This is a genomic window from Streptomyces sp. APSN-46.1 (assembly GCF_022815725.1).
Taxonomy (GTDB): domain Bacteria; phylum Actinomycetota; class Actinomycetes; order Streptomycetales; family Streptomycetaceae; genus Streptomyces.
Window position 1 is genome coordinate 132957 of sequence record NZ_JALGRF010000006.1, and the last position, 19399, is coordinate 152355.

18 protein-coding genes are annotated in these 19399 nt (G+C 71.8%); 13 read left to right on the forward strand and 5 right to left on the reverse strand.

Going from position 1 to position 19399, the window contains the following annotated elements:
- Positions 1 to 23: 23 nt before the first annotated feature.
- The gene (locus MTF65_RS18660) at positions 24 to 398 is read left to right on the forward strand and encodes a helix-turn-helix domain-containing protein (protein WP_243629870.1); all 375 of its coding nucleotides are present in this window, start codon (positions 24 to 26) and stop codon (positions 396 to 398) included.
- An 89-nt stretch (positions 399 to 487) separates the two neighbouring features.
- On the opposite strand, the gene MTF65_RS18665 is transcribed toward MTF65_RS18660, so the two are convergent.
- From MTF65_RS18665 to MTF65_RS18685, 5 genes are all read right to left on the reverse strand, one after another.
- A complete protein-coding gene (locus MTF65_RS18665; protein WP_243629871.1) occupies positions 488 to 1546 on the reverse strand; it encodes a 2-oxoacid:ferredoxin oxidoreductase subunit beta in 1059 nt (352 codons plus the stop codon).
- Positions 1539 to 3512, reverse strand: a complete 1974-nt coding sequence (locus MTF65_RS18670) for a 2-oxoacid:acceptor oxidoreductase subunit alpha (protein ID WP_243629872.1) — start codon at positions 3510 to 3512, stop codon at positions 1539 to 1541. The genes MTF65_RS18665 and MTF65_RS18670 overlap by 8 nt, the downstream gene beginning before the upstream one ends.
- A gap of 155 nt (positions 3513 to 3667) precedes the next feature.
- Positions 3668 to 4327: a response regulator transcription factor gene (locus MTF65_RS18675; RefSeq protein WP_243630032.1), complete on the reverse strand. Its 660-nt coding sequence runs from the start codon at positions 4325 to 4327 to the stop codon at positions 3668 to 3670.
- Between the two features lie 324 nt (positions 4328 to 4651).
- A complete protein-coding gene (locus MTF65_RS18680) occupies positions 4652 to 5965 on the reverse strand; it encodes a sensor histidine kinase (RefSeq protein WP_243629873.1) in 1314 nt (437 codons plus the stop codon).
- Positions 5966 to 6393: 428 nt separating this feature from the next.
- A complete protein-coding gene (locus tag MTF65_RS18685; RefSeq protein WP_243629874.1) occupies positions 6394 to 7566 on the reverse strand; it encodes a sensor histidine kinase in 1173 nt (390 codons plus the stop codon).
- A gap of 146 nt (positions 7567 to 7712) precedes the next feature.
- Here MTF65_RS18685 and MTF65_RS18690 point away from each other — a divergent pair, with 146 nt between their 5' ends.
- From MTF65_RS18690 to MTF65_RS18745, 12 genes are all read left to right on the forward strand, one after another.
- A complete protein-coding gene (locus MTF65_RS18690) occupies positions 7713 to 8120 on the forward strand; it encodes an NADH-quinone oxidoreductase subunit A (RefSeq protein WP_243629875.1) in 408 nt (135 codons plus the stop codon).
- On the forward strand, positions 8111 to 8704 hold the full coding sequence (locus MTF65_RS18695) for an NADH-quinone oxidoreductase subunit B (protein WP_243629876.1): 594 nt from the start codon (positions 8111 to 8113) through the stop codon (positions 8702 to 8704). The genes MTF65_RS18690 and MTF65_RS18695 overlap by 10 nt, the downstream gene beginning before the upstream one ends.
- Positions 8701 to 10131, forward strand: coding sequence for an NADH-quinone oxidoreductase subunit C (locus tag MTF65_RS18700; RefSeq protein WP_243629877.1), 1431 nt, complete (start codon positions 8701 to 8703; stop codon positions 10129 to 10131). The genes MTF65_RS18695 and MTF65_RS18700 overlap by 4 nt, the downstream gene beginning before the upstream one ends.
- Complete coding sequence (locus tag MTF65_RS18705; protein WP_243629878.1) at positions 10128 to 11096, forward strand: complex I subunit 1 family protein; 969 nt, start codon at positions 10128 to 10130, stop codon at positions 11094 to 11096. The genes MTF65_RS18700 and MTF65_RS18705 overlap by 4 nt, the downstream gene beginning before the upstream one ends.
- Positions 11096 to 11758: an NADH-quinone oxidoreductase subunit I gene (locus MTF65_RS18710; protein WP_243629879.1), complete on the forward strand. Its 663-nt coding sequence runs from the start codon at positions 11096 to 11098 to the stop codon at positions 11756 to 11758. The genes MTF65_RS18705 and MTF65_RS18710 overlap by 1 nt, the downstream gene beginning before the upstream one ends.
- Positions 11758 to 12363 (forward strand): NADH-quinone oxidoreductase subunit J, encoded by a 606-nt coding sequence (locus MTF65_RS18715; protein ID WP_243629880.1) that lies wholly within the window; start codon positions 11758 to 11760, stop codon positions 12361 to 12363. Before MTF65_RS18710 ends, MTF65_RS18715 begins: the two co-directional genes overlap by 1 nt.
- On the forward strand, positions 12363 to 12713 hold the full coding sequence (gene nuoK / locus MTF65_RS18720; protein ID WP_243629881.1) for an NADH-quinone oxidoreductase subunit NuoK: 351 nt from the start codon (positions 12363 to 12365) through the stop codon (positions 12711 to 12713). The genes MTF65_RS18715 and nuoK overlap by 1 nt, the downstream gene beginning before the upstream one ends.
- A complete protein-coding gene (locus MTF65_RS18725) occupies positions 12710 to 14779 on the forward strand; it encodes an NADH-quinone oxidoreductase subunit L (RefSeq protein WP_243629882.1) in 2070 nt (689 codons plus the stop codon). Before nuoK ends, MTF65_RS18725 begins: the two co-directional genes overlap by 4 nt.
- A gap of 38 nt (positions 14780 to 14817) precedes the next feature.
- Positions 14818 to 16377, forward strand: coding sequence for a NuoM family protein (locus MTF65_RS18730; protein WP_243630033.1), 1560 nt, complete (start codon positions 14818 to 14820; stop codon positions 16375 to 16377).
- Positions 16374 to 17912, forward strand: a complete 1539-nt coding sequence (locus MTF65_RS18735; protein WP_243629883.1) for an NADH-quinone oxidoreductase subunit N — start codon at positions 16374 to 16376, stop codon at positions 17910 to 17912. Before MTF65_RS18730 ends, MTF65_RS18735 begins: the two co-directional genes overlap by 4 nt.
- Before the next feature lie 182 nt (positions 17913 to 18094).
- Complete coding sequence (gene htpX, locus MTF65_RS18740) at positions 18095 to 18958, forward strand: zinc metalloprotease HtpX (RefSeq protein WP_243629884.1); 864 nt, start codon at positions 18095 to 18097, stop codon at positions 18956 to 18958.
- A complete protein-coding gene (locus MTF65_RS18745) occupies positions 18955 to 19347 on the forward strand; it encodes a YccF domain-containing protein (RefSeq protein WP_243629885.1) in 393 nt (130 codons plus the stop codon). The genes htpX and MTF65_RS18745 overlap by 4 nt, the downstream gene beginning before the upstream one ends.
- The last annotated feature ends 52 nt before the right edge of the window (positions 19348 to 19399 follow it).

Genomic DNA, 19399 nt, shown 5'->3' on the forward strand with positions numbered 1-19399 from the left:
ACACTTCAAAGTAAGGTACTGGTATGGAAGTAAGTGTCGATGTCACGGTGAAAGCCCCGATGTGCCCCTCCCGAGGGGTGCTGGAACACGTCACGAGCCGCTGGGGCGTACTGGTCCTGGCCTGCCTCCACGAGCGCTCGTACCGGTTCAGCGAACTGCGCCGGGAGGTGGGCGGCGTCAGCGAGAAGATGCTGGCCCAGACCCTGCAGACGCTGGAGCGCGACGGATTCCTGCTGCGCGACGCGAAGCCGGTGATCCCGCCGAGGGTGGACTACTCGCTGACCGAGCTCGGGCGCGAGGCCGCCGACCAGGTGTGGGCGCTGGCGCGCTGGACCGAGCGGCGCACGGCCGACGTCCAGGCGGCGCGGGTCGCCTACGACGCGGCCCGCGCGGGGTAGGCGCGCAGGGTAGACGCGCGGGGTGGAGACGGCGCGGCCCGGATCCCCTGGCGGGGATCCGGGCCGGTGCGACGGGTAAGCGGGCCGGGTCAGCCGATGACCGTCCAGGTGTCGTTGCCGGCGAGCAGCGTCGCGAGGTCGCCCTTGCCGCGCTGGTCGACGGCCGTGTCGAGCTGCTCGGCCATCAGGGTGTCGTAAACCGGCCGTTCGGCGTTGCGGAAGACCCCGATGGGGGTCTGGTGCAGGGTGTCGGGATCGGCCAGCCGGGAGAGCGCGAAGGCGGTGGTCGGGGACGCGGCGTTCGCGTCGTGGACTAGGATCCGCGACTCGTTCTCCGGCGTCACGGCCACCACCTCAAGGTCTCCGGTGTCCTGGTCGCGGACGACGCCCTTGTGGCCGTCGGCGCCGAAGCGGATCGGCTGCCCGTGCTCCAGCCGGATCACGGCCTCCTGCGCCTGGTCCTTGTCCTTGAGCACCTCGAAGGCGCCGTCGTTGAAGATGTTGCAGTTCTGGTAGATCTCCACGAGCGCCGTGCCCTGGTGGTCGGCGGCCGCGCGCAGCACCTCGGTGAGGTGCTTGCGGTCGGAGTCGACCGTGCGCGCCACGAACGAGGCCTCGGCGCCCAGGGCCAGCGACACCGGGTTGAAGGGCGCGTCCAGCGAGCCCATCGGGGTCGACTTGGTGATCTTGCCGAGTTCGGAGGTGGGCGAGTACTGGCCCTTGGTCAGACCGTAGATCCGGTTGTTGAAGAGCAGGATCTTGAGGTTGACGTTGCGGCGCAGCGCGTGGATCAGGTGGTTCCCGCCGATGGACAGCGCGTCGCCGTCACCGGTCACCACCCACACCGACAGATCGCGCCGCGAGGTGGCGAGCCCCGTCGCGATGGCCGGGGCGCGGCCGTGGATGGAGTGCATCCCGTACGTGTTCATGTAATAGGGGAAGCGGGAGGAGCAGCCGATTCCGGAGACGAAGACGATGTTCTCCTTCGCCAGCCCCAGCTCGGGCATGAAGCCCTGGACGGCCGCGAGCACCGCGTAGTCACCGCAGCCGGGGCACCAACGCACTTCCTGGTCGGACTTGAAGTCCTTCATGGACTGCTTGGCCTGGGCCTTGGGAACCAAGGACAACAGGGTGGGCGCCTCAGTCATGGGTGGCCTCCTTGAGAACCTTGGCGAGCTGCTCGGCCTTGAACGGCATTCCGTTCACCTGGTTGTACGACTGCGCGTCGACCAGGTACTTCGCCCGGATCAGGGTGGCCAGCTGCCCAAGGTTCATCTCCGGCACCACTACCTTGTCGTAACGCCTCAGGACCTCGCCCAGATTCCCGGGGAAGGGGTTGATGTGGCGCAGGTGGGCCTGCGCGATGGGGGTTCCGGCGCTCCGCAGCCGGCGCACGGCGGCGGTGATCGGTCCGTACGTGGAGCCCCACCCGATGACGAGCGTGCGGGCCCCGTCCGGGTCGTCCACCGGCAGGTCCGGAACGGCGATGCCGTCGATCTTGGCCTGGCGGGTGCGGACCATGAGGTCGTGGTTGGCCGGGTCGTACGAGATGTTGCCCGTGCCGTCCTGCTTCTCGATGCCGCCGATCCGGTGCTCCAGACCGGGGGTGCCCGGGACGGCCCAGGGCCGCGCCAGGGTCTGCGGGTCGCGCTTGTACGGCCAGAAGACCTCGGTGCCGTCGGCCAGCTCGTGGTTCGGTCCGGCCGCGAACGGCACCTTGAGGTCGGGCAGGTCCGCGACGTCCGGGATCCGCCAGGGCTCGGAGCCGTTCGCGAGGTACCCGTCGGAGAGCAGGAACACCGGAGTCCGGTACGTCAGGGCGATCCGGGCCGCGTCGAGCGCCGCGTCGAAGCAGTCCGCCGGCGTCCTCGGGGCCACGATCGGGACCGGTGCCTCACCGTTGCGCCCGAACATGGCCTGGAGCAGATCCGCCTGCTCCGTCTTGGTCGGCAGACCCGTGGAGGGGCCGCCGCGCTGGATGTCCACGATCAGCAGCGGCAGCTCCAGGGAGACCGCGAGGCCGATCGTCTCCGACTTCAGCGCCACGCCCGGCCCGGAGGTGGTGGTCACCGCGAGGGAGCCGCCGAAGGCCGCGCCCAGCGCCGCCCCGATGCCGGCGATCTCGTCCTCCGCCTGGAAGGTCCGTACGCCGAAGTTCTTGTGCTTGCTCAGCTCGTGCAGGATGTCGGAGGCCGGCGTGATCGGGTACGAGCCCAGGTAGAGCGGGAGGTCGGCCTGCCGGCTCGCCGCGATCAGCCCGTAGGACAGGGCCAGGTTCCCGGAGATGTTGCGGTAGATCCCGGGCGGGAAGGCCTGCGTCGCGGGGTTGACCTCGTACGAGACGGCGAAGTCCTCGGTGGTCTCGCCGAAGTTCCAGCCCGCCCGGAACGCGGCCACGTTCGCCTCCGCGATCTGCGGCTTCTTCGCGAACTTCTGCCGCAGGAAGGCCTCCGTCCCGTCGGTGGGGCGGTGGTACATCCAGGACAGCAGGCCCAGCGCGAACATGTTCTTGCTGCGCTCGGCCTCCTTGCGCGAGAGGCCGAAGTCCTTGAGCGCCTCCACGGTGAGCGTGGTCAGCGGGACCGGGTGGATGCTGTACGCCTCCAGCGAGCCGTCCTCCAGCGGCGAGGTCTCGTAGCCGACCTTCGCCATGGGGCGCTTGGTGAACTCGTCCGTATTGACGATGATCTCGCCGCCGCGCGGCACATCGGCGATGTTCGCCTTCAGCGCCGCCGGATTCATCGCCACCAGCACATTCGGGGCATCGCCGGGCGTCAGGATGTCGTGATCGGCGAAATGCAGCTGGAACGAGGACACACCCGGCAGCGTCCCGGCAGGGGCGCGGATCTCGGCGGGGAAGTTCGGCAGCGTGGAGAGGTCGTTTCCGAACGACGCCGTTTCCGAGGTGAACCTGTCACCCGTCAACTGCATGCCGTCACCCGAGTCACCCGCGAAGCGGATGATCACCCGGTCGAGACGGCGGATCTCCTTGCCGTGTCCGTTGCCACCCGAATGCCCGACCGTCCGCTGCTCGCCGACCAGGGTCCCATCGGTCCCGTCGGCTCCCTCGGCTCCGTCGGCCTGTTCGGCTGGGCTACTGACCTGACTGGTCACTGAACTGGACCTCCTTCGAGGCGGGCGTTCGCTCCCAAGACCCACCCTACGTCGGTGAGGGTGAGTCCTCAGGTCGCCCGCATTCTGGACCGCCCTTCCGGGCGGCTCGTCCGAACATGTGCCGTGTTGCATGACCGACAGGGTGTGTCAGCCGGTCACGACCGCAGGTAGGTGAGAACCGCCAGCACGCGCCGGTGGTCCCCGACACTGGGGGACAAACCGAGCTTCATGAAGATATTGCTGACGTGCTTCTCCACCGCCCCGTCGCTCACCACCAGCTGCTTGGCCACCGCCGAATTGGTGCGGCCCTCGGCCATCAGGCCCAGTACCTCGCGTTCGCGCGGGGTCAGACCGGCCAGGACGTCCTGCTTGCGGCTGCGGCCCAGCAGCTGGGCGACGACCTCCGGATCCAGGGCGGTACCGCCCTTGGCCACCCGGACCACCGCGTCGAGGAACTCTCGTACCTCGGCCACCCGGTCCTTGAGCAGATAGCCCACTCCGGTGCTGGAACCGGCCAGAAGTTCGGTGGCGTACTGCTCCTCCACGTACTGCGACAGCACGAGCACCCCTATCCCGGGGTAGTCGCGCCGCAGCCGGACGGCGGCCCGTACGCCTTCGTCGGTGTGGGTCGGCGGCATCCGCACGTCGGCCACCACCACATCCGGCAGCGCGTCCTCCGCCGCCAGCTCGGCCACCGTCTTGATCAGGGCTTCCGCGTCCCCGACGCCCGCGACGACGTCATGCCCCCGGTCGGTCAGCAGCCGGGTCAGGCCCTCTCGCAGCAGCACTGAATCCTCGGCGATGACCACACGCACCCTGTCGTCCACGACTTCGCAGCTCCCGCATCCACACGCGTCCGGTATCCCTGGCACAGCCAAGCATCCCAGCCTCAAGGCTCGATCACGGCCGGTTTCGAACCAACGCGTGGCGTACGAACGGGTATTTCGGGAGCGCGGGGCCGGGTCCGGCTCTGTCCGCGGGGCCGGTCGGGGCCGGTCCGGATCTGTCAGGGACCTACGCCCGCACGGGCTACGCCCTGCGCCGGCAGGGGCCTACGCCTGCCTGCGCCCGCGGGGGCCTACGCCTGCCTGCGCCCGCACGGGCTACGCCCGCCTGCGCCCGCAGGGGCTTACGCCCGCCTACGCCCGCCAGGGGAGCTCGGCGGTGACGGTCGTACCGACGCCTTCGGGGGAGTCCACGACCAGCACCCCGTCCACGGCGTCCAGACGCTCCGCGAGCCCGGCCAGCCCGCTCCCCGCCCGGGCGCCCGCCCCGCCGCGTCCGTCGTCGGCGACCTGGATCAGCAGCCGCTCCCCGGACTTCCACACATCGACGCGCACGCCGCGCGCCCGCGCGTGCTTGCTGACGTTCTGCAGCAGCTCCGAAACGGTGAAGTACGCGATCCCCTCGATCGCAGCGGCCGGCCGGGCCGGGAGATCCACCGCCACCCGTACCGGCACGGCGCACCGCGAGGCCACCGAGGACAGCGCGGCGTCGAGCCCGCGGTCGGTCAGCACCGCCGGATGGATCCCGCGGGCCAGGTCGCGCAGCTCCCGGAGGGCCAGCTTCACCTCGCCGTGCGCCTCGTCCACCATCGCCGCCGCCCCCTCCGGGTCCCCGGCCAGCTTCTCCTTGGCCAGCCCCAGATCCATGGCCAGCGCCACCAGCCGGGCCTGCGCCCCGTCGTGCAGGTCCCGCTCGATGCGCCGCAGATCGGCGGCCGCGGTGTCCACGACCACGCCCCGGTCGGTCTCCAGCTCGCTGACGCGGTGGGCGAGCCGGGACGGCCCGAGCAGCCCGGCGACGAGGACGCGGTCGACGGTGGTGAGGGCGCGGACCACCCACGGGGTCGCGAGCGTGAAGGCGAGTCCGACGAGGCAGGTCAGGGCGATCTCGGCCGGCGAGTCCAGGTAGAAGGCGTAGTCGTCGTTCTGGAAGAGCTGGAGGCCGGGCTGATCCGTGTAGGCCGGGAAGACCCAGAACCAGACGGGGTAGAGGAGGTAGGCCCAGCCGGTCGCCCAGAACACCAGCGCCAGGGAGAAGGCGAACACCGCCCACGGAAAGTGGATCACCGAGTACAGCGCGTGCCGCCAGGCGCTCCCGCTCTTGAGCACGGCCGCCATGGCGGCGAACACGCCGGGCTTGCGGGGCCGGATCGGCTCCGGACCGGCGACCTCCACGCGCAGCAGCCCGCGCACCCGGGCCCGCTCCAGCCGCCCGAACCCGCGGCACATGGCGAGCACCCCGGCGAGCACCGGAATCCCGAGGAAGGTGACGAGCAGCCCGGCGCCGAGACTCACCCCGGTGACGGCGAGCGAGAAGTACAGCGTGCTCAGCGGCAGCCCGAGCATCAGGTACCCGAACTCCCGCCAGGCCCGCGCCTCCACGGGCGCCCGCAACACCCGCCCGATCCCCTTGCCGTTCCCCATGACCCCGACCCACCCTTCCGTCATCCCGCTACCCCTCAACCCTGGCCCGGGCCCTCCTTCGGAACCATCCGGCGAGTCGGCCTCTCCCCCGGGGGTTAACCCCACCCCGCCCCGCCCGGCCCGCCCGGCCGGCGTTCGAGGCGCGGGGCCCGCGCCCCGAGGCCTCATCCAGCCCCGCCGGCGCTTGACGTGCGGGGCCCGATCCAGCCTCGCCGGCGTTTGAGGCGCGGGGTCTGGGGCGGCGCCCCAGGAAGCCGACCCGCAGGGCTCCACGGCCTTGGCCCCCGCCGCCCCCGCCCCATCGCGCAGCAACCGGCATCGCGCAGCGGCCCGCAGCAATCGGCAGGGTCCCGCTGACCCCGGCCCCGCCGGATCGACAGCAACCCCGCAGGGGTCCCGGCCCCGGCTCCGCCGGATCGCCAGCGGCCCGCAGGGACGGGCCCCGGCCCGCGTCACATCCCCCGGTCCCGCCACGGCAACTCGGCGGTGACCACCGTCCCCGCCCCCTCCGGCGAGTCCACCAGGAACACCCCGTCCACCGCCCCCAGCCGCTCCGCGAGCCCGGCCATCCCCGACCCCCGGTCCACCCGCGCCCCGCCCCGCCCGTCGTCCGACACCCGGATCAGCAGCCGCGCCCCGGACCGCCACACCTCCACGCCCGCGCCCCGCGCCCCCGCGTGCTTGCTGACGTTCTGCAACAGCTCCGAGACCACGAAGTACGCGATCCCCTCGATCGCGGCCGCCGGCCGCGCCGGCAGATCCACCGCCACCTTCACCGGCACCACACACCGCGACGCCACCGAAGACAGCGCCGCGTCCAGCCCCCGGTCCGTCAGCACCGCCGGATGGATCCCCCGCGCCAGATCCCGCAGCTCCTGAAGGGCCAGCTTCACCTCCCCGTGCGCCTCGTCCACCATCGCCGCCGCCCCCTCCGGGTCCTCCAGCAGCTTCTCCTTCGCCAGGCCCAGCCCCATCGCCAGCGCCACCAGCCGCGCCTGCGCCCCGTCGTGCAGGTCCCGCTCGATCCGCCGCAGATCCGCCGCCGCCGTGTCGACGACGACCCCCCGGTCGGACTCCAGCTCCGCGATCCGCCGCTCCAGCTCGTCCGACGGGGACAGCAGGCCCCGTACCATCGCCCGGTCCACGTTCGTCAGCCCGCGCGCCACGTACGGCAGGACCGGCCACAGCACGAACAGCCCGGTCAGCGCCACGGTGAAGGTCAGCACCCCCCACGGCAGCCGCACCAGCTCGTACAGCACGCTCCGCCACGCCACCGGGTCCTTGATCCCCGCCCACAGCCAGGGGAAGAACCCGCCGGCCCGCCGCGGACCGGGCAGCGGAGTCGGCTCGTCCACCCGTACGCCGAGCAGCGCCCGCGCCCGCGCGCGCTCCAGCCGTCCCAGCTGGCGAGACATGAAGAGACCGCATGCGAGCAGCGGAATTCCGATCGCGGTCACGGACAAACCGCCCGCCGTCACTACCATGAAGAGTGTGTAAACAAAGCCGATCAGCGCCGCCGGCAGATTGGTCAGCAGGTGCGCGATTTCTTTCCAGGTCCCGGCGTTGAGGGCCGGGCGTACCCGAGGCGGCCGGTCAGGGTCGGAGGCTTGATCGATCACGGTCATGCGGCACAGCCTGCCAAGCAGGGCCCGCTGATGCCATGGGGTGGCCGGGTGCTGTGAACGGGGGATAACCCCACCCCGTGTGAGGCAGGCCCTAGACTCCCGTGCGTACCAGATCATCGACATTGGCCGAGGAGCGAGGAGCGGACGTGCCAGACGCGACGGTTTCGACCGCGAACGTGCTCGCGGCGGACTACTTCCGGAGTTATTCGGTCGTCGGCCTGCTCGCCGTCCTCGGCGTGCTCTTCGTCGCCGTGGCCTTCGGCGCCGGCCGCCTGCTGCGCCCCGTGGTCCCGACGCGCGAGAAGCTCCTGACGTACGAATGCGGAGTGGACCCGGTCGGCGAGGGCTGGGCGCACACCCAGGTCCGCTACTACGTCTACGCCTTCCTCTACGTCATCTTCGCCGTCGACTCGATCTTCCTCTTCCCGTGGGCGACGGTGTTCGCCGCCGCCGGCTATGGCGCCACGACGCTCGTGGAGATGTTCATCTTCCTGGGCTTCCTGGCCGTCGGCCTGCTCTACGCGTACAAGAAGGGCGTCCTCGAATGGACGTGACACCGGTCGAGACGCAGCCGCTCCCCGAGCCCAAGAGGCTGGGAGTCCTCTCCCGCCTGGCCCCGGAGCCCATGAAGGTGGTCCTGAACTGGGGCCGCCGGTACAGCCTGTGGGTCTTCAACTTCGGCCTCGCCTGCTGCGCGATCGAATTCATCGCCGCGTCGATGGCGCGGCACGACTTCATCCGCCTCGGCGTGATCCCGTTCGCGCCCGGCCCGCGCCAGGCCGACCTGATGATCGTCTCGGGCACCGTCACCGACAAGATGGCCCCGGCCGTCAAGCGCCTGTACGAGCAGATGCCGGAGCCGAAGTACGTCATCTCCTTCGGCGCCTGCTCCAACTGCGGCGGCCCCTACTGGGACTCGTACTCGGTGACCAAGGGCGTGGACCAGATCATTCCGGTCGACGTCTACGTGCCGGGCTGCCCGCCGCGCCCCGAGGCGCTGCTCCAGGGCATCCTCAAGCTCCAGGAGAAGATCGCCCGCGAGTCGCTGGCGGACCGCTACGCGGCCGGTCCGTCCGTCGCGCAGCTCACCAGCGGCCTGGTCACGCCGCCGCCGCCCGCTCCGGGGGTCGGCGCATGAACCTGTACGACACCCTTCCCGACTCCGCCGCGACCGTGTTCGGCGCGGAGGCCGTGGGCTCGTACGCGTACGACGTCCTCACGGTCGACGTCCCCGTCGGGTCCTGGATCCCCTCGCTGGAGATCGCCCGCGACAAGCTGGGCTGCACCTACTTCGACTGGCTGAGCGCGGTCGACGAGCCCGGGGTGGGCTTCCGGATCTGCGCGCACGTGGTTTCGCTGGAGAACCACCGCGTACGTCGGCTGCTGCTGCGGACCACGGTCCCGCACTCTGCACCCTCGCTGCCCTCCGCCGTCTCGATCTACGCGGGCGCGGAATGGCACGAGCGCGAGACGTTCGAGATGTTCGGCGTGACCTTCACGGACCACCCGCACCTGGTCCACCTGCTGCTCCCCGAGAACTTCGAGGGCCACCCGCTGCGCAAGGACTTCGTGCTGGCCGCGCGCGTCGCCAAGGCCTGGCCCGGTGCCAAGGAGCCGGGCGAGGCCCACGATCCGGACGCGCCCAAGCGCCGCCAGATGCTCCCGCCGGGCGTCCCGGACCCCAACGACTGGGGCCCGCTGAAGGGCCAGCTCCCGCCGGCCCCCACCCGCCCGACCCGCACCCCCCGCACAGGCGCCGCCCCGGCCCGCACCCCCCGCGAGGGCGCCCCACCCCGCCGCACCCGCTCGGTCGCGGACGGCTCCGCGACCCAGCCGACCCCGCCTGCGACATCGGCGGACTCCGAAGCCCCGGCCCGCCCGGCCCGCCGCACCCGCTCGGTGGCCGACGGCTCGGCGAGCCAGTCGACCCCGCCTGTGGCGTCGGCAGACTCCGAATCGGTGGCCGACGGCTCTGCGAGCCAGCCGACCCCGCCTGTGACGTCCGCGGACTCCGAAGCTCTGGAGTCCGGTGCTCCCGACGCGGCGGGTGCCCCGGAGGCCCCGGCCCGGCGTAGCCGCTCGGTGGCCGACGGCTCGGCGAGCCAGGCGACCCCGCCTGTGGCGTCCGCGGACTCCGAAGCTCTGGAGTCCGGTGCTCCCGACGCGGCGGGTGCCCCGGAGGCCCCGGCCCGGCGTAGCCGCTCGGTGGCGGACGGCTCGGCGAGCCAGGCGGCGCCGTCGGCCGGTGCCGAGTCGGCGGAGGCGGACGCTGGGGCGGAAACCCCGGCCCCGGCGCGGCGTACCCGCTCCGCGGCAGACGGCTCGGCCGGCCAGGCCGACCCCCGCGGAGCCGAGCGGCACGCCCGCGCCGCGCCGCGCAGCGCGGACGCGCCCTGGCACCACGCGAAGCCCGCCTTCGAGGAACCGGAGCCCGCTCCACCGCCCAAGCCCGCCGAGCCCGCCAAACCCGCGGCCAGCGGACCCGCGGCCAGCGGACCGGCGGCCAGCGGACCGGCCACCGACCCCGACCCCGATCCCACCCCCGACACCGGAGGCGACGCGTGAACGACGTCCTCGACGTCGCCCTGCGACTGATCGTCGTCTTCGCCGTGTTCCTCGTGCTCCCGCTCGTCGTCGGACAGACGGAGCACAAGGTCATGGCCCACATGCAGGGCCGCCTCGGCCCCATGTACGCCGGAGGCTTCCACGGCTGGGCCCAGCTCGTCGCCGACGGAGTCAAGTTCGCGCAGAAGGAGGACGTCGTCCCGGCCAACGCCGACCGGCGGATCTTCCAGCTCGCCCCGGCCGTCGCCCTGCTCCCGTACCTTCTCGTCCTCATCGCCGTCCCCATCGGCCCCGGCAAGGGCGCGGTCGGGCAGGTCATCGACGCCGGGCTGTTCTTCGTACTCGCCGTCATGGGCGTCGGAGTCCTCGGCTCGCTGATGGCCGGCTGGGCCTCCGCCAACAAGTTCTCCATGCTCGGCGGCCTCCGCACCGCCGCGCAGCTGCTCGCCTACGAGCTCCCCATGCTGCTCGCGGCCGCCTCGGTCGCCATGGCCGCCGGCACGGTGTCCCTCCCCGGGATCGTCGAGGCCTTCGAGTGGTGGTGGCTGCCCTGGCAGATCGTCGGCGGCCTCGTCTTCTTCACCGCGGGCCTCGCCGAACTCCAGCGGCCCCCGTTCGACATGCCCGTCGCCGACTCCGAGATCATCTTCGGCGCGTACACCGAGTACACCGGCCTGCGCTTCGCGCTGTTCCTGCTCGCCGAGTACGCCGGCATCGTCGTCCTCTGCGCCCTCACCACCGTCCTCTTCCTCGGCGGCTGGCACGGCCCCTTCGGCGCCGACGGCCTCGGCTGGGTCTGGACCCTGCTCAAGACCGCGATCCTCGCCTTCGTCGTGATCTGGCTCCGCGTCAGCTACCCGCGGCTGCGCGAGGACCAGCTCCAGAAGCTCGCCTGGACCACACTCATCCCGCTCGCGCTCGCCCAGATCGCGCTCACCGGCATCGTGAAGGTGGCGATCCAGTAATGCCCATCCCCGGATCCGGCCTCGCCAAGGGCCTGGCCGTCACGTTGCGCACGATGACGAAGCGCTCGCACACCGCCCAGTACCCCGAGGTACAGCCCCAGCTCCCGCCGCGCTCGCGCGGGGTCATCGGCCTGTTCGAGGAGAACTGCACGGTCTGCATGCTGTGCGCCCGCGAGTGCCCCGACTGGTGCATCTACATCGACTCCCACAAGGAGACGGTCCCGGCCGCCGCCCCCGGCGGCCGCGAGCGGAGCCGAAACGTCCTCGACCGCTTCGCCATCGACTTCTCCCTCTGCATGTACTGCGGCATCTGCATCGAGGTGTGCCCCTTCGACGCCCTCTTCTGGTCGCCGGAGTTCGAGTACGCGGAGACCGACATCCACGAACTCACCCACGAGCGCGACAAGCTGCGCGAGTGGATGTGGACCGTGCCGGCCCCGCCCGCCCTGGACCCGGCCGCCGAGGAGCCGAAGGAAGTCGCCGCGGCCCGCAAGGCCGTGGAGAAGGCCGAAGCCGCTGCGGCAGCGGCCGCAGCAGCAGCCGCCACCGCCACCGAGGCCGGCGGCACCGACGCCAACGCCACCGAGGCCGGCGCCACCGACGCGGACCCGGGCGCGCCCGGCAGTGACACCCCCGACGCCCCCGCCGGAGGCACCGCCTGATGCTCACCGCCCACCTCGCGGCCGCCGCCCAGGGGCCCGGCTTCCTCTCCCCGACCGGCGTCGAGATCGCGTTCGCCATCGTCGGCCTCGCCACCCTCGGCGCGGCCGCCATCACCGTCAACACCAAGCAGCTCGTGCACGCCGCCCTCTGGCTCGTCGTCGCGCTCGGCGGCATCGCCGTCGAGTACCTGCTGCTGACGGCCGAGTTCATCGCCTGGGTCCAGGTCCTGATCTACCTCGGTTCCGTGGTCGTCCTCCTCCTCTTCGGGCTGATGCTCACCAAGGCCCCCATCGGCCGATCCCCGGACGCCGACTCCAACAACCGCTGGGTCGCGCTCGGCGTCGCCACCGCCGCGGCCGCCGCGCTCGTCTGGGTCGTCGTCGACGCCTTCCGCACCACCTGGATCGACCTCGACGGCCCCGCCCAGGGCTCCACTCAGGTCTCCGGCGAAATCCTCTTCCGGTACTGGGTGCTGCCGTTCGAGGCGCTCTCCGTCCTCCTCCTCGCGGCCCTGATCGGCGCCATCGTGCTGTCCCGCAGGGACGACGCCCAGGCCGACCCCCATGCTGCCCGCGCCGCAAACGACAGCAAGGGGCAGCGCTGATGCACCTCGCCTACCCCGCCGTGCTCGCGGCGCTCCTCTTCTGCACGGGCCTGTACGGAGTACTCGCCCGCCGCAACGCCATCCTGGTCCTGATGTCCGTCGAGCTGATGCTCAACGCCGTCAACCTCAACCTGGTGGCCTTCGACGTCTGGCTGCGCGACACCCTGCACGCCGGCCAGGCCCTCACCCTCTTCACCATCGCCATCGCCGCCGCCGAGATCGGCATCGGCCTCGCGATCGTGCTGATGGTGTACCGCAACCGAGGCACTTCGGACGTCGACAAGCTGCGCGACACCGCCGAGGGCCACGAGCCCGACCAGAGCACCGCACGGCCGGAGGTCGCCGCGTGAGCACCACGACCCTCGCCGTCCTTGTCCCGCTCCTGCCCTTCCTGGGCGCGGTCGCGGGACTGCTGCTCGGCCGCACCGCCCCCGGCTTCGTCCGGCCGCTGGCGATCCTGCCGACGCTGGCCGCCGCCGTCCTGGCCGTGCTCGTCGCCGTCCGCCAAGGCGGCGGCAAGGCGATCGTCACCGCGACCGAGCTGACCCCGACCGGCTCCGTGCCGATCGACCTCTCGCTCTACATCGACGGCTTCGCCGCGCTCGTCGCCGTCCTGGTCGGCGTCATCGCCACCTGTGTCCAGCTCTACTCGACGGCGTACCTCCGCGAGGACCCGCGCTACCCGTCGTATGCCGCTCTGGTCTCACTGTTCACCTCCGCCATGCTGCTCGTCGTCTACTCCGGCGACCTGATGGTGCTGCTGGTCGGCTGGGAGATCATGGGCATCTGCTCGTACTTCCTCGTCGGCCACTACTGGGAGACCGAGGCGGCCCGCTCCGCCTCCCTGAAGGCCTTCCTCGTCACCAAGCTCGGCGACGTCCCCTTCCTGTTCGGCCTGTTCGCGCTCGCCACGGACGCCGGCTCCTTCCAGATCACCAAGATCCTGGGCACCGTCGCCGCGGGCGGGCTCGACCACCCGACGCTGATCGCGCTGCTCCTGCTCGCCGGAGTCGCCGGCAAGTCCGCGCAGTTCCCGCTGCACACCTGGCTTCCCGACGCCATGGCGGGCCCCACCCCGGTCTCCGCGCTGATCCACGCCGCGACGATGGTCGCCGCCGGTGTCTACTTCATCGCCCGCCTCCTTCCGGTCTTCGCGGCCTCCGGGGCCGCACTGATGGTCATGGCCGTCATGGCGGCCGTCACGATGGTCGGTTCGGCCCTCGCCGCCCTGGCCCAGGACGACATCAAGCGCGTGCTCGCCTACTCCACGATCGGCCAGCTCGGCTACATGACCGGGGCCCTGGCCGTCGGCGACCGCGGCGCCGCCGTCTTCCACCTCATGTCCCACGGCGCCTTCAAGGCGCTCCTGTTCCTCGGCGCGGGCGTGATCATCCACGCCGCCGGTACGAACTCCCTGGCCGCCATGTCCCGGATGGACGGCCTGTCCAAGCGCGTCCCCGACGCCTTCTGGACGATGACGATCGCGCTGCTCGCGCTCGCCGCGATCCCGCCCTTCGCCGGCTTCTTCTCCAAGGAAGCCGTCCTCGTCGCCGCCGAGCACACCGCCGGCGGCCACTCCGAGTTCGCGCCCAGCGCCGCCGGCTGGCTCGTGCTGGTCGCCGGTGTGCTGACCGCCCTCCTCACCGCCGCCTACGCCACCCGGCTGTGGCTGATGGCCTTCCGCGGCCGGGGCGTCGCCGCACCCGACCACCGCAAGGAACCCTTCGCCATGACCGGCGTGCTGTGGGTGCTCGCGGTCCCGTCGATCGCCTTCGGCCTCGCGGCGGGCCCGCTCGCCGACTGGTTCGACGGCGGGGAGCTCACCCCGACCGTGCTGACCTCGGTCCTCGGCACCGGCGCGGCGGTCATCGGCGTGATGCTCACCTACGCCCTCTGGCAGCGCGCCGTGGTCCAGGCAGCCCGGGCGGCCACGGTCACGGTTCCCACCGCGGCCGTCACCGGCCTCGGCACCGCGGCGGGCGCCCCGCAGCCCGCCGCCGTGGCGGCCGCCGAGTCCGCGGCCACGGCGGCCGCCGAGTCCGCCGCCGAGACCCCCGAGGTCGCCGAGGTCACCCACGACCACCCTGCCGTCCCGGCCGGCCCCGCCCCCGACCCCGGACGCGCGCTCCTCGGCCCGCTGCACCGCCACGCGGCCGACGGCTTCCACCTCGACGCCGTCTACGACCGGCTCTTCGTCCGCCCCGTCCGGGCCGCGGCCGTCCTCGTCAGCTTCCTCGACCGCGAGGTCGTGGACACGTACGTCCGCGGCGCCGGCCTCGGCCCCCGGCTGCTCGGCGGCCTCGTCCGCCGCGCCCAGACCGGCAACGTGCAGAGCTACCTGAGCGCCCTGCTCGCCGGCGCCGTGGTCCTGGCGATCGCCACCGCCGTCCTCGCCAACGTCAACGCCGGATCGTGAGCCGTGAGTCAGCCGTGATTGATATCAGCCCGTCCGTGATGCAGTTCCTTCTGGCGTTCGTCGTGGCCGCGCCGCTCCTCGGCGCCGCCGCGGCCCTCCTGCCGGCCCCGCCCGGGCTCAAGGGCCGCAGCCCCCAACAGGCCGTGCTGCGCCACGGCGTGACCGTGACCGGCGTGATCCTCGCCGCGGCGATCGCCCTCACCCTGGGCTTCGACCACGACGCCCCGTCCCGCTTCCAGGCGACGACGGACATCAGCTGGATCCAGGCGCTGAACGTCCGGATCCACCTCGGCATCGACGGCATCTCGCTCCCCCTCCTCCTGATGACCGCGCTGCTGTTCTTCCTCTGCGCGGTCTACAGCTACTTCAAGCTCCCCGCAGGCCCCTCCCCGAAGGCCTTCGTCGCACTGCTCCTCGTCCTCGAATCCGGCACCCTCGCGACCTTCACCGTCCTCGACCTGCTGCTGTTCTTCCTCGCCTTCGAGATGGTCCTCATCCCGATGTACTTCCTCATCGCCCGCTGGGGCGGTGCTCAGCGGCAGGCCGCCGCCTGGAAGTTCATCCTCTTCACGCTCCTCGGCTCCGTGGTCATGCTGCTCGGTCTGCTGCTGATCGGACTGAACAGCGGCACATTCGACATGGTGGCACTCGCCTCTGACAACGGCCGCGAACTGACGTACACCACCCAGCTCCTGGCCGTCCTGGCCATCGGCATCGGCCTCGCCGTGAAGACCCCGATGTGGCCGCTGCACAGCTGGCTGCCGGACGCCCACACCGCCGCGCCCACCGTCGGCTCCGTACTGCTCGCGGGCGTCCTGCTGAAGATGGGCACGTACGGGTTCATCCGCATCCTGCTCCCGATCACCCCCGACGGCATGCGCACCTTCGCCCCGTACCTGGGCGCCTTCGCCGCCATCGGCATCGTCTACGGGTCCCTCGCCTGCCTCGCGCTCGCACGGAAGGGCAACAAGGGCGACCTCAAGCGCCTCATCGCGTACTCCTCCGTCGGCCACATGGGCTTCGTGCTCCTGGGCATCGCGACCATGACCCCCACCGGCGTCAACGGCGCGCTCTTCGCCAACATCGCCCACGGCCTGATCACCGGCCTCCTCTTCTTCCTGGTCGGCGCCCTCAAGGACCGCTACGGCACCGCAGACCTCGACACCCTCGCCGGGGCCACCGGCGCCGCCCTCTACGGCCGCGCCCCCCGCTTCGGCGCGTTCCTCGCGTTCGCCGCCGTCGCCTCGCTCGGCCTTCCCGGCCTGGCCGGCTTCTGGGGCGAGATGCTCGCCCTGTTCGGCGCGTTCGACCCGGCCGAGGGCCTGTCCCGGCCCGCGTTCCTCACGTACATGGCCATCGGCGGCTTCGGCGCCCTGCTCACCGCCGCCTACCTGCTGATCGTCGTACGGCGCGTCTGCATGGGCGACCCCAAGGCCGAGAGCGCCGCCCCGGTGGCCCTCGCGGACATCCAGCACTACGAGTTCGCCGCCTGGACCCCGCTGGTCGCCCTCACCGTCCTCGCCGGCCTGTGGCCCGCGGTCCTCCTCGGCCTCACCAACCCGGCCGTCCAGAAGCTCCTCGCCGGAGGCACCTCATGACGGCCCTGTCCGCCGTTACCGCCGACACCCCGAGCCTGGTCCAGTCCGTCGACTGGCTCGCCATCGCGCCCGTGGTCGTCACCGCCACCGTCGCCCTCGTCGTGCTGGTCGCCGACCTCTTCGTACCGGAGAAGCGCAAGCCCCTGCTGGGCTGGCTCTCCGTGGCCGGCCTGGCCGCCGCGACCCTCCTCCTCCTGCCGCTGCGCGCCGGGAACCGGGCCACCTTCTGCCTGCCCGGCGACCCCGACGCGTGCAGCTACACCGCCGACCACTTCACGCTGGTCATCCAATTCCTGGTGCTGGCCGGCGCCCTGGTCACCGCCCTGCTGTCGGTCACCGCCGTCCGTGACGCGCGCATGCCGGCCGGCGAGTACTGGTTCCTGCTGCTCTCCTCGGCGGCCGGCGCGGCCCTGCTGCCCGCCTCCCGCGACCTCGCCACGTTGATCGTGGCCCTCGAAGTGGCCTCGCTGCCCGCCTTCGCCCTCGTCGGCATGCGCCGCGGCGACCGGCTCTCCTCCGAGGCCGCCCTCAAGTTCTTCCTCTCCTCCGTCACCGCCACCGCCGTCTCGCTGCTCGGCGTCAGCTTCGTCTACGCCGCCACCGGCTCCCTGTACCTCACCCAGGTCGCCGACGGCCTCGAAGACGTCCCCGGGCAGCTCGACACCCTCGCGATGGCGGGCGTGGCGCTTACCCTCGTCGGCTTCGCCTTCAAGACCGCGGCCGTCCCCTTCCACTTCTGGGTGCCGGACACGTACGTCGGGGCGCCCCTGCCCATCGCCGGCTACCTGTCGGTGATCGGCAAGGCCGTCGGCTTCACCGGCCTCATCCTCGTCACGGTGATCGCCTTCCCGGCGTACTCCGAGATCTGGGGCCCGGCCCTCGCCGTCCTCGCCGCGCTCACCATGACGCTCGGCAACGCCGCCGCCCTGCGCCAGTCCGCCGACCGCGCGAACGGCGCCGTACGGCTGCTCGCCTGGTCCTCGGTCGGCCAGGCCGGCTATCTGCTGGTCCCGATCGCGGCCGCCGCGTACGGCGAGCGCGACCAGATCGGCTCCACCGTCGCGTACGCGCTGATGTACGCCGTCGTGAACCTCGGCGCCTTCGCCGTGGCCGCGCTGGTCGCCCGTACCAAGCCGCTGCAGCGGATCCGCGACTACCGCGGCCTCTACGCCGAGCGCCCGCTGGCCGCCCTCTCGCTGGCCTTCTTCCTGCTCTGCCTGGCCGGACTGCCGCCGGGCGTCATCGGGCTCTTCGCCAAGGTCATCGTCATCCAGGCCGCGGTCGACGCGGGTCTGGGCTGGCTGGCCGTGATCATGGCGATCAACGTCGTCATCGCCCTGTACTACTACCTGCGCTGGACGGCGCTGCTCTTCCGCGGCCCCGAGGAGGGCGCGGCCGCGGTCGCCGCCGCCCGTACGAGGGTCCCGCTGCCGGTCACGGCGGCGATCGCGCTCACGGCCGTCACCGCCGTGGTGCTCTCGGGCGCCCCGCAGCTGGTCCTGCGCTTCGCCTCGGGCAGCCTGTTCCCGCAGTAAGGCACCCGGACGGAGCAACGCCCGCCGTCGCCCCGCCGCCCCGCCCCGGGGGCGGCGGCCCCGGCATGCCCGGGGAACCAGCAGCTCTCACCTGGCGTTGACCAGGAAGGGAGGGTCCACTGGACCGTAGACCCTCAGATCCTGGACGGGGTCCCCCTGCCGCATCGTTTGGAGGGCGTACCGTGCACCGCCGGCACAACGGGCTGAAGACCGCCGTACTCCTCGGCGGGCTGTCCGCACTCATCATCCTCATCGGAAGCTTCTTCGGACGGGGCGGCCTCGTCATCGCCGTCCTGATCGCCCTCGGGACCAACGCCTACGCGTACTGGAACAGCGACAAGCTGGCTCTACGCGCGATGCGTGCGCGCCCCGTCAGCGAGTTCGAGGCCCCCGGGCTCTACCGCATGGTGCGCGAGCTCTCCACGTCCGCGCGCCAGCCCATGCCCCGGCTCTACATCTCGCCGACCGAGGCCCCCAACGCGTTCGCCACCGGCCGCAACCCGCGCAACGCCGCGGTCTGCTGCACCGAGGGCATCCTGCGCATCCTCGACGAGCGCGAGCTGCGCGGGGTCATCGGCCATGAGCTCAGCCACGTCTACAACCGCGACATCCTCATCTCCTCCGTCGCCGGAGCACTGGCCTCCGTGATCATGTTCCTGGTGAACTTCGCCTGGCTGATCCCGGTCGGCCGGTCGAGCGACGACGAGGGTCCGGGCCTCTTCGGTATGCTGATGATCATGATCTTGGGCCCGCTGGCGGCGTCCGTGATCCAGCTGGCGATCAGCCGCTCGCGCGAGTACGAGGCCGACGCGTCCGGCGCCCAGCTCACGGGCGACCCGCTCGCCCTGGCCAGGGCCCTGCGCAAGCTGGACGCCGGCACCAAGCAGCTCCCGCTGCCGCCGGAGCCCCGGCTGGAGGCCGCGAGCCACATGATGATCGCGAACCCCTTCCGGCCGGGCCAAGGCATGTCGCGGATGTTCTCGACCCACCCCCCGATGGCCGAGCGGATCGCCCGGCTCGAACAGATGGCAGGCCACAGGCAGTGAAGACAATCCTCAACGTCATTTGGCTCATACTCAGCGGCGTCTGGCTGTTCCTGGGGTACTGCCTGGCGGGCGTGCTCCTCTGCATCACCATCATCGGCATCCCCTTCGGCATCGCCGCCTTCCGCATCGCGGTGTACGCCCTCTGGCCCTTCGGCTACACCACGGTCGAGCGCCGCGACGCGGGCGCCGCCTCTTGTGTCGGCAACGTCCTGTGGCTCGTCCTGGCCGGCTGGTGGCTGGCCCTGAGCCACATCGTCACCGGCATCGCCCTCTGCGTCACGATCATCGGGATCCCCTTCGGCATCGCTAACTTCAAGATGGTCCCGCTGTCCCTGCTCCCGCTGGGCCGCGAAATCGTCCGGACGGACGCGCCGTTCGCCTCCCGCTGAGCGGCTGACCGATTCGCGCAGGTCAGGGCGATTGTCAGTGGGGTCGTTCACC

Coding starts and splice junctions, on each gene's coding strand:
- MTF65_RS18660 (WP_243629870.1), top strand. CDS start 24: ATGGAAGTAAGTGTCGATGTCACGGTGAAAGCCCCGATGTGCCCCTCC.
- MTF65_RS18665 (WP_243629871.1), bottom strand. CDS start 1,546: ATGACTGAGGCGCCCACCCTGTTGTCCTTGGTTCCCAAGGCCCAGGCC.
- MTF65_RS18680 (WP_243629873.1), bottom strand. CDS start 5,965: ATGACGGAAGGGTGGGTCGGGGTCATGGGGAACGGCAAGGGGATCGGG.
- MTF65_RS18685 (WP_243629874.1), bottom strand. CDS start 7,566: ATGACCGTGATCGATCAAGCCTCCGACCCTGACCGGCCGCCTCGGGTA.
- MTF65_RS18695 (WP_243629876.1), top strand. CDS start 8,111: ATGGACGTGACACCGGTCGAGACGCAGCCGCTCCCCGAGCCCAAGAGG.
- MTF65_RS18700 (WP_243629877.1), top strand. CDS start 8,701: ATGAACCTGTACGACACCCTTCCCGACTCCGCCGCGACCGTGTTCGGC.
- MTF65_RS18710 (WP_243629879.1), top strand. CDS start 11,096: ATGCCCATCCCCGGATCCGGCCTCGCCAAGGGCCTGGCCGTCACGTTG.
- MTF65_RS18715 (WP_243629880.1), top strand. CDS start 11,758: ATGCTCACCGCCCACCTCGCGGCCGCCGCCCAGGGGCCCGGCTTCCTC.
- nuoK (WP_243629881.1), top strand. CDS start 12,363: ATGCACCTCGCCTACCCCGCCGTGCTCGCGGCGCTCCTCTTCTGCACG.
- MTF65_RS18730 (WP_243630033.1), top strand. CDS start 14,818: ATGCAGTTCCTTCTGGCGTTCGTCGTGGCCGCGCCGCTCCTCGGCGCC.
- MTF65_RS18735 (WP_243629883.1), top strand. CDS start 16,374: ATGACGGCCCTGTCCGCCGTTACCGCCGACACCCCGAGCCTGGTCCAG.